The organism is Aeromonas sp. R4-1 (assembly GCF_040908325.1).
In the GTDB taxonomy this organism is placed as follows: Bacteria; Pseudomonadota; Gammaproteobacteria; order Enterobacterales; family Aeromonadaceae; genus Aeromonas; species Aeromonas veronii.
The window spans coordinates 86,466-93,296 of sequence record NZ_JBFODM010000037.1 but is presented as its reverse complement, the minus strand read 5'-3'; the positions used below and the strand labels follow the sequence as shown (position 1 = coordinate 93,296).

Annotated in this window: 11 protein-coding genes and 1 pseudogene; 2 read left to right on the top strand and 10 right to left on the bottom strand. The window is 56.4% G+C overall.

What is annotated here, in order from left to right; translation table 11 throughout:
- The 6 genes and pseudogenes from AB5Y90_RS05480 to AB5Y90_RS05455 form a co-directional block, all read right to left on the bottom strand.
- Positions 1-137 (bottom strand): annotated as a pseudogene (locus AB5Y90_RS05480) (IS5/IS1182 family transposase); the annotation flags it as partial.
- Between the two features lie 410 nt (positions 138-547).
- A complete protein-coding gene (locus AB5Y90_RS05475; RefSeq protein ID WP_017779600.1) occupies positions 548-805 on the bottom strand; it encodes a hypothetical protein in 258 nt (85 codons plus the stop codon).
- A complete protein-coding gene (locus tag AB5Y90_RS05470; protein ID WP_257124512.1) occupies positions 798-1,208 on the bottom strand; it encodes a hypothetical protein in 411 nt (136 codons plus the stop codon). Before AB5Y90_RS05470 ends, AB5Y90_RS05475 begins: the two co-directional genes overlap by 8 nt.
- A 9-nt stretch (positions 1,209-1,217) precedes the next feature.
- On the bottom strand, positions 1,218-1,643 hold the full coding sequence (locus AB5Y90_RS05465) for a DUF2787 domain-containing protein (RefSeq protein ID WP_257124513.1): 426 nt from the start codon (positions 1,641-1,643) through the stop codon (positions 1,218-1,220).
- A gap of 19 nt (positions 1,644-1,662) precedes the next feature.
- A complete protein-coding gene (locus tag AB5Y90_RS05460; protein ID WP_011705009.1) occupies positions 1,663-2,010 on the bottom strand; it encodes a YkvA family protein in 348 nt (115 codons plus the stop codon).
- An 83-nt stretch (positions 2,011-2,093) separates the two neighbouring features.
- Complete coding sequence (locus AB5Y90_RS05455) at positions 2,094-2,453, bottom strand: hypothetical protein (RefSeq protein ID WP_368166639.1); 360 nt, start codon at positions 2,451-2,453, stop codon at positions 2,094-2,096.
- Positions 2,454-2,512: 59 nt separating this feature from the next.
- Between AB5Y90_RS05455 and AB5Y90_RS05450 the strand changes: the two genes are divergently transcribed.
- Complete coding sequence (locus tag AB5Y90_RS05450; RefSeq protein WP_368166640.1) at positions 2,513-3,727, top strand: IS256 family transposase; 1,215 nt, start codon at positions 2,513-2,515, stop codon at positions 3,725-3,727.
- A 22-nt stretch (positions 3,728-3,749) separates the two neighbouring features.
- On the opposite strand, the gene AB5Y90_RS05445 is transcribed toward AB5Y90_RS05450, so the two are convergent.
- Both AB5Y90_RS05445 and AB5Y90_RS05440 read right to left on the bottom strand, forming a co-directional pair.
- Positions 3,750-3,878, bottom strand: a complete 129-nt coding sequence (locus AB5Y90_RS05445; protein ID WP_368166638.1) for a hypothetical protein — start codon at positions 3,876-3,878, stop codon at positions 3,750-3,752.
- A 12-nt stretch (positions 3,879-3,890) separates the two neighbouring features.
- On the bottom strand, positions 3,891-4,214 hold the full coding sequence (locus tag AB5Y90_RS05440; RefSeq protein WP_011705011.1) for a hypothetical protein: 324 nt from the start codon (positions 4,212-4,214) through the stop codon (positions 3,891-3,893).
- Between the two features lie 246 nt (positions 4,215-4,460).
- Here AB5Y90_RS05440 and AB5Y90_RS05435 point away from each other — a divergent pair, with 246 nt between their 5' ends.
- Entirely contained in the window at positions 4,461-4,811 is a 351-nt protein-coding gene (locus AB5Y90_RS05435; RefSeq protein ID WP_025202117.1) for a helix-turn-helix domain-containing protein, read from the top strand.
- A 260-nt stretch (positions 4,812-5,071) separates the two neighbouring features.
- On the opposite strand, the gene AB5Y90_RS05430 is transcribed toward AB5Y90_RS05435, so the two are convergent.
- Together AB5Y90_RS05430 and AB5Y90_RS05425 are read right to left on the bottom strand one after the other, a co-directional pair.
- The gene (locus AB5Y90_RS05430) at positions 5,072-5,803 is read right to left on the bottom strand and encodes a hypothetical protein (protein WP_368166637.1); all 732 of its coding nucleotides are present in this window, start codon (positions 5,801-5,803) and stop codon (positions 5,072-5,074) included.
- The gene (locus tag AB5Y90_RS05425) at positions 5,800-6,789 is read right to left on the bottom strand and encodes a YqaJ viral recombinase family protein (protein WP_368166636.1); all 990 of its coding nucleotides are present in this window, start codon (positions 6,787-6,789) and stop codon (positions 5,800-5,802) included. The genes AB5Y90_RS05430 and AB5Y90_RS05425 overlap by 4 nt, the downstream gene beginning before the upstream one ends.
- Positions 6,790-6,831: the final 42 nt, after the last annotated feature.

Here is a 6,831-nt window from a genome sequence, read left to right as displayed (position 1 = left end):
GGGTAAAACGGCTCGATGACTTCCACCATGTTTTGCCATGGTAGAATCTGCTCCATGCGGGACAAGAAAATCTCTTTTCTGGTCTGACGGCGCTTACTGCTGAATTCACTGTCGGCGAAGGTGAGCTGATGACTCATGATGAACCCTTTTTCATGGCTCCAGATGACAAACATGATCTCATATCAGGGACTTGTTCGCACCTTCCTTAACTTATACTTTAATATGTTTAATCCGTAATGAAGGCGAAAAAGGGTTATGACCTCTATCGCACTTACAATTCCTACTGTAACAAATATTCATCGATAATAACCGTACTCTTTGCCTATGTCTGGAGATCAGTCTGGCTGGCGATCGTCAACAGCCCATCTTCGTTAACCAGCGCGGTGAGGAGATAGGTGCCGGGGGTCTCCCCGGCGATCAGTTTGTGATGCAACATGATTAGGCTCCATACGCCATCGCCCCACCGCGTTGGATGCAGCAGGGTAGGCGAGCTATTTGGTTAATGGGTTACTGAATGGGGTGTGATCGCAGGCTTGGTTGGCAGTGTTCAGGCCGCCAAGGTGTGCGGGGTGTAGTCGTGCAACGGAACGTGGTAACTGGTCGCCAGCAGGGTGCCGAACTGGATTAGCCAGCGGTGATCCGGGTGGTCGCACAGCCATTGTGCCAGGGCGTCGCCCCGTTCGTTTTCATAGCGCAGGTAGAGGGCATAACCGTTCACCGGCTGGCCTTGGTCATGCACCACTTCAATTTGGCCATTGTGCTCAAGGTAAGCCTCCAGCTCGATAGCGATCACGGCGTTAATCATCTTCGGTCTCCTTGTCAGGGATGGGGTCACTCTCCACGGCATAGCCGCGATGGATGCAGATGCGTTGCAGGTCAGCCAAGAAGCTTGCCAGCACGCGGGGTTGCTCGGTGAGCGGCACCGGCCCTGCTTGGCAATGCCAGAAGCAATTGCGTTTGGGGTCGATGCAGATCTCATCTCTCGGCTGGCTCATGGTGTGCCAGTCCTCAGCATTAGTGAGAGAGAGCAGTTGCCACTGCACGCCAGACCAACGCACTTGTAAGGTGACTGTGCGGGCTGGTGGGCTATCCGGTGTCAGGTGCAGCAGCCAACGCTGACCACTGCGAGTGGGGGTTAGCTTGGCGCTGGTGGCGACTTGTCCCAGCCACTGGCGTGAGTAGTGGGAGAGCGCTAATTCTTGGATCATCGTGACCTCCTAATCTCCTGCGACCGTGACGCTGAAGCATTCCAACCGGCAGTAGGCAATGAAGTTGCTTTGCCAGATGTCGAACAATTCCCGCGCTTCGGCCAGCCGCAGCGGTCCCCAGCCCAACATGGTGTGTTCCCCATCGAGGAAGTTGAAATCGAGCTCCTTGCCGAGCTCCGTATCTTGGCCCTGCCCCTGGTAGCTGAAGTCGGTGACGTAATCGAACAGCCAGCCATCGAGCCCACGGATCAGGCGGATCTCGACTGGGTGCACACCACCTTGTTCGACGCTGTAGCCGGGGTTACGAAAGTTGAAGGTCAGTTGGGTTAAGCGATCGATATTGAGCTCGGTTTTAGCGACTTCCTGGTCGAGCAGAACCAGCAATGCTTGGGCTACGGGCAGGGCAAAGCCGCCCCGGAAAAAGGGAATAGTCATGATGTACTCCTTGTAGGGGTTAATCTTGGCCGAACAGATCGCGCATTTTTCTGGCCGCACGGGCACGGATCTGGGTGTCAATAAAGGCGGTAATACTGGCGAGTGCCGCACTTAGCACCGCGATGTCATCGGTGAGCCCCATAGGCAGCACATCCGGGATCGCATCGATGGGCGAGATAAAGTAGGCCAACGCGCTGTAGATCAGCAGCTTGGCCCAGAGCGGCAGGTCATCCTTCTGGCTGGTGTAGTAGAGCAACAGGCAGGTTTCAATAAAGGGCCGACCGGCACGCTTGGCAAAGGCGCAGAGCTTGCGCCAAAAGCCTTGCTGGTCGAACGGCTCGCATTCGGGAGGAATACAGGGGGGCATAGTGTGTCTCCTTCACAGGTGGGTGAATGGCAGAAATGAAAAGAGGAGGCAAATGCCTCCTCTTGGATGGGAATGGGTGTGAACTATTGGTCCCACATCAAGCAGTCAAACTCGGGGGTATTGGTGGCGGGCAGTACAGCGGCGACCTCTTTGGTTGGCAGTGCGAGTTGCTTGCCGTCAGCCGTCAAAATGCGGATCGACTTGGCCTTGCGTAGCTTGTCCCACATGTCGAAGAAATTGTTCTCACCGACACGGGACTCGGTCTCATAGGGCGCATCGTATTGGCTGCCATCGACGATGATGGTGAAAGCTTGCCCAGCATAAGAGCCGTACTCCTTGCCCTGCACGGTAGCCGTCATGCTGACCTTGCGGGTGTCATTACAGGCGATATAGAGGTTGTTTTGCTCGTTGACCACCGCCGTGTATTGAGCCTGTAAATCCAATTGTGTAACCGCCCACGAATAAGTAACTTTTTCAAAAGGATACCTTCGTGGGTAAGCAAATGGACCAAGACACACTCAAAGCACTGGCCGCTGAGCTGGCCAAAGACATCAAGTCTGAAAAAGATCTCGGCACCCTCACCCAACAGCTGATCAAGCTCACCGTCGAGACCGCGCTCAATGCCGAGATGGACGAACATCTGGGCTACGAGAAACACGCCCCACAAGGCCGCGGGACCGGCAACAATCGCAATGGCTATTCCGCCAAACGCCTAAAAGGGCAGCACGGAGAGGTCACTATCCAGGCGCCTCGTGACCGTAACTCGTCCTTCGAACCTCAGTTCGTCCGCAAGGGCCAGTCCCGCCTGACCCAGATGGACGACCAGATCCTCGCCCTCTACGCCAAGGGCTTGAGCACGCGGGATATCGTTGACGCATTCAAAGAGATGTATGACGCCGACATCTCGGCGGGGCTGGTATCGAAGGTGACCGAACGTGTCATCGAGCAGGTCCACGAATGGCAAAACCGGCCGCTGGATCCGCTCTATCCCATCGTTTATCTGGACTGCATTGTGCTGAAGATCCGCGCGAACCAGAGGGTGATCAACAAGTCGCTCTATCTGGCACTGGGCATCAATATGGAGGGGCACAAGGAGCTGCTGGGCCTGTGGCTGGCCGAGACCGAAGGGGCAAAGTTCTGGCTGTCGGTCCTGACCGAGCTGAAGAATCGCGGCTTGGAAGACATCCTGATTGCGTGTGTGGACGGTCTCAAGGGCTTCCCTGATGCGATTGCTGTGGAGTATCCCCAGACCAAGGTGCAACTGTGTATCGTCCACATGGTGCGCAACTCGCTGCGCTATGTCTCCTGGAAGGACTACAAAGCGGTGACGGCGGATCTGAAGCAGATCTACCAGTCTGCGACGGAACGTGAGGCTCAGCAGGCGCTGGCGGCCTTCGGCGAGCGCTGGGATAGCCAGTACCCGCAGATAACGCGCTCCTGGCAGGGCAACTGGGATAATCTGATCACACTGTTCGAGTATCCCCCCGCCATCCGGAAGGTGATCTACACCACCAATGCTATCGAGTCGCTGAACAGCGTGCTGCGCAAGGCGACCAAGCAAAGGAAGCTTTTCCCGACCGACGACTCGGCGCTAAAAGTGGCGTACCTCGCGATACAGCAGGCTTCAAAGAAATGGACCATGCCAATCCAGAATTGGAAGCTTGCCCTGAATCGCTTTATTATCGAGTTCGGTGATCGTCTGAACGGTCACCTGTAATGGAGTGGGCAGTTACACAGAATTATTTACAGGCTCCCGTGTATTCGCTGGTCCCCTGTCCCCAGCCACTGCTCCAGCGTCCGGCCTCGCCATAGGCCAAGGCGTTGTTGCATAGCAGGATGGCCGTCAACGTGATCCAACATTTGTTCATGGTTAACTCTCCTTATCCAACGTAGTAACCCAACACATTTTGTAAAAAGCCACCTGCCGCGATGTAGCCCACCACGCCCCCGATGAGCTGGGGACCAACTTTCCAAAACAGCTTCTTCTTGAACATCTCCTGTGCGCCGTCAGCAAACAGCATGTTTGGTTGGGTGAAGCGGCGGAACAATTCCCCTCCCATCAGGCCAAGTGAGGTAAACAGAGAGCCAAAGACAAAGTGCCAGATATGGCCCCAGAACCCGAGCTGCGGGGAGCTACCGGTCCAGAGTGAGTAAATGGTGATGACGAGAAAAAAGAGGGTGGCAATAACGGGATAACGAGCCATGTACTTTTCCTTATGTAACAGAGTAATAGTAACAATGGCAGTCGCCCTAACCGCTCGCGTAAAAGCGCTTTACCCGAGATGGGAGGGGATGCCACAAACGAGGATTGATGTTTGTTGTCGGTGAGTCGGTCAGCGTAGCGATCATCGATTTACGGCCAATTACAACCAACTTAGTTGATACTCGCCTTTTTGAGTCCTTGTCGTCAATGAGTCCATGGTCAACCATACAGGTTGGCTGGAGGAACCATGACAGATATCAACCTTGAGCTGTTAGCCAAGAGCGTTGGCAAGGCGATTAGCCACAAGCGCACTCAAGCCGGATTCACGCAAGAGCAGGTGGCTGAACACCTCAGTATCGGGATGGAAGCCGTCTCTCGAATGGAGCGAGGAATTGTGGTGCCGACCGTGGTGCGGCTGGCGGAGCTCGCTCAACTGTTCGGCTGTGAGCTGGCGGATTTCCTGCGCGAAACCAGTAACCGCCCGACCGAGCAGGGCATTGTGCTGAGCCAGCAACTGGCCCGGCTTGATGATGCTGACCGAACTCTGTTGCTGGAAACGGTAGAGCGGTTGGTGGAGCGGTTGGCGCGTCCCCGCTGATCATCCACCATTCACTGGGGAGGGGATGGGTCCCCTTTCCCCAATTTGTTGGTGAGCGGACTCCTTCTTGGTTGTGGCCTCTGCGGTGTTCTGGTTGCTTGGCTTTGCGGTGCGGCATGCGAAGTAGTCGCCTCCACACCAGTGTTACCATTCGCCGTCTCGTCGCTGTTGGTTTCGGGATAGAACTCCTCCAACAGCATCGGCACCTCCTCATCTATATCTTCAAACTGGCCGTTACGCAGCAACTCGCGAGCAGCCTGCTACATCTGCTCGATTGCCAAGCCTGCTTCTTGGTCACGCTGGGCCGCCTCCTGTGCCAGCCTGACTGCCTCAGTCAGGTTGGTTTCTTCCCGCAAGGTTAAATCCACGTAGTAGACCGGTGTGCGGTAGGACTGGGTGGTGCTCTTGGCTCGCAACCGCAGGGTGAGCGGCAGATAGCGGGTATGGCCCCCGCTCACTGCCTCCAGGTACTTCAGTCGCGCCGCCAGGGTGCGTACCGAGTTGTAGCCGGTGGTGCGGAAGATAAAGCTACCCAACTCATCCCCTTGCCCCTCCACAAACAGGTTCAGTCGTCCGTACAGCTTGCAACCCTGTTGGCCTGCAAAGGCGCAGCGCTCAGGTCCAGGGCAGCTGACCTCCTCCATGCCTTGTGCCCCTACACGTCTTGCCACCTCCCCATTCCCGACACAGAGCGGCCTGCCGGTTTGCCGGTCAAACGCGCTGTATTCCGCCCGTAGATTCAAGTCGCTATCGTTGAACAGCACCCGCACCGGAATGGCGCGGATCTTGGTCTGCTCCTGCCCTTGGTTATTCTTTTGCGATGAGTAGTGTTGATGCAGGGGATGGAGTAACCATCCCCCTTTTTGTTGTACCTGGGTGGTGAGGGTGAAGCTGTCGTCCTTCTCCGGTACCCATTTATCCTGTTTTTGCACCAGCTTGCCGATGCAGATCCGCCCGATCACGGGCGGGGTGATCGCCAGTCCTTTGATCATGGAGTTTGCCTCAAGGGTTGAATGGTGAAACGGCGCACGCCGGGCACCGGTTTGACGTAACGGGTGAGCAGGTCGGGATGATCCTGACCGAGCTTATCCAGATCCGGCGCCAGCCGGTCTTTGCTGCGCTTCCAGGTGATCTTGCCATCGGCAAACAGCCCGGCTGTCGCTTCACCCAAGGTGGCTTGCAGCCGCTGCTTGAGCTGCGACTCCTGCAGCTCGACAGCTTCCTTCTGCTGACGCAATCGCAGCAGCTCCCCAAACAGCTGGTTGAACTCGGGAGAATCGGAGAGATCTACCGTCTGGCCATCGTCACGCGGAAACAGCCAGCTCAGGGCATTGGCGGCATCATTGGAGCCGTCAGGCTCGGGCTGCTGGTCTTGTTGCACCATCTGCCAGAACTGCGCTTCCCGCTCGGTGAGATCCTGGATCTTCTCTTCGTCACGCTCGATGCGGTAAATCCGAAAATCCTGGCCGCCGATCAGCACTGCCACCTCAGCCCAGGCATGGCCGGTAACCGCCAATTGATGCAGTACCTGACACTGATAAGCCACCGGCACTCCTTCCTCCCACTGGGGAGCGCTGTGATAGCTGGCGGTCTTGATCTCCAGAATGCCCGGCCCATCGGGATGGCCGACTACCTCCCGATCGAGGTTGGTGAGCATGAAAGGATGCTCGGGGTGTTGCAGTACCGCATTGACCCGTCGAACCTTGTAGCCAGTGCGTTTGGCATAGACCTGCGCCAACACCGGCTCCAGCTCAATGCCCCACAGCACCGCGTCCTTGTGGGAGATATCCTCTGGCTCCTTGCGACCGGTCTTTTCCAGCCACAGGCTTAGCGGGCATTTGTAGGGGGATAGCCCCACTGCCACGGCCGCATCGGAAGATCCAATACCGAGTTTGCGGATAGCAAGCCACTGCTCGCGGGTTAATTGGGTAGTGGAGGCCAGCCGCAGGGCTTGGCCATATTTGGCTTTTGATTTCATGACTATTCCTTGTTGACGGCATAAATGACTACGCCCGGATTG

What these genes read in the sequence shown, in the direction of transcription:
- AB5Y90_RS05475 (WP_017779600.1), bottom strand. Translation starts at nt 805, where the DNA reads ATGATTAACGCCGTGATCGCTATCGAGCTGGAGGCTTACCTTGAGCAC.
- AB5Y90_RS05470 (WP_257124512.1), bottom strand. Translation starts at nt 1,208, where the DNA reads ATGATCCAAGAATTAGCGCTCTCCCACTACTCACGCCAGTGGCTGGGA.
- AB5Y90_RS05465 (WP_257124513.1), bottom strand. Translation starts at nt 1,643, where the DNA reads ATGACTATTCCCTTTTTCCGGGGCGGCTTTGCCCTGCCCGTAGCCCAA.
- AB5Y90_RS05460 (WP_011705009.1), bottom strand. Translation starts at nt 2,010, where the DNA reads ATGCCCCCCTGTATTCCTCCCGAATGCGAGCCGTTCGACCAGCAAGGC.
- AB5Y90_RS05450 (WP_368166640.1), top strand. Translation starts at nt 2,513, where the DNA reads ATGGACCAAGACACACTCAAAGCACTGGCCGCTGAGCTGGCCAAAGAC.
- AB5Y90_RS05445 (WP_368166638.1), bottom strand. Translation starts at nt 3,878, where the DNA reads ATGAACAAATGTTGGATCACGTTGACGGCCATCCTGCTATGCAACAAC.
- AB5Y90_RS05440 (WP_011705011.1), bottom strand. Translation starts at nt 4,214, where the DNA reads ATGGCTCGTTATCCCGTTATTGCCACCCTCTTTTTTCTCGTCATCACC.
- AB5Y90_RS05435 (WP_025202117.1), top strand. Translation starts at nt 4,461, where the DNA reads ATGACAGATATCAACCTTGAGCTGTTAGCCAAGAGCGTTGGCAAGGCG.
- AB5Y90_RS05430 (WP_368166637.1), bottom strand. Translation starts at nt 5,803, where the DNA reads ATGATCAAAGGACTGGCGATCACCCCGCCCGTGATCGGGCGGATCTGC.
- AB5Y90_RS05425 (WP_368166636.1), bottom strand. Translation starts at nt 6,789, where the DNA reads ATGAAATCAAAAGCCAAATATGGCCAAGCCCTGCGGCTGGCCTCCACT.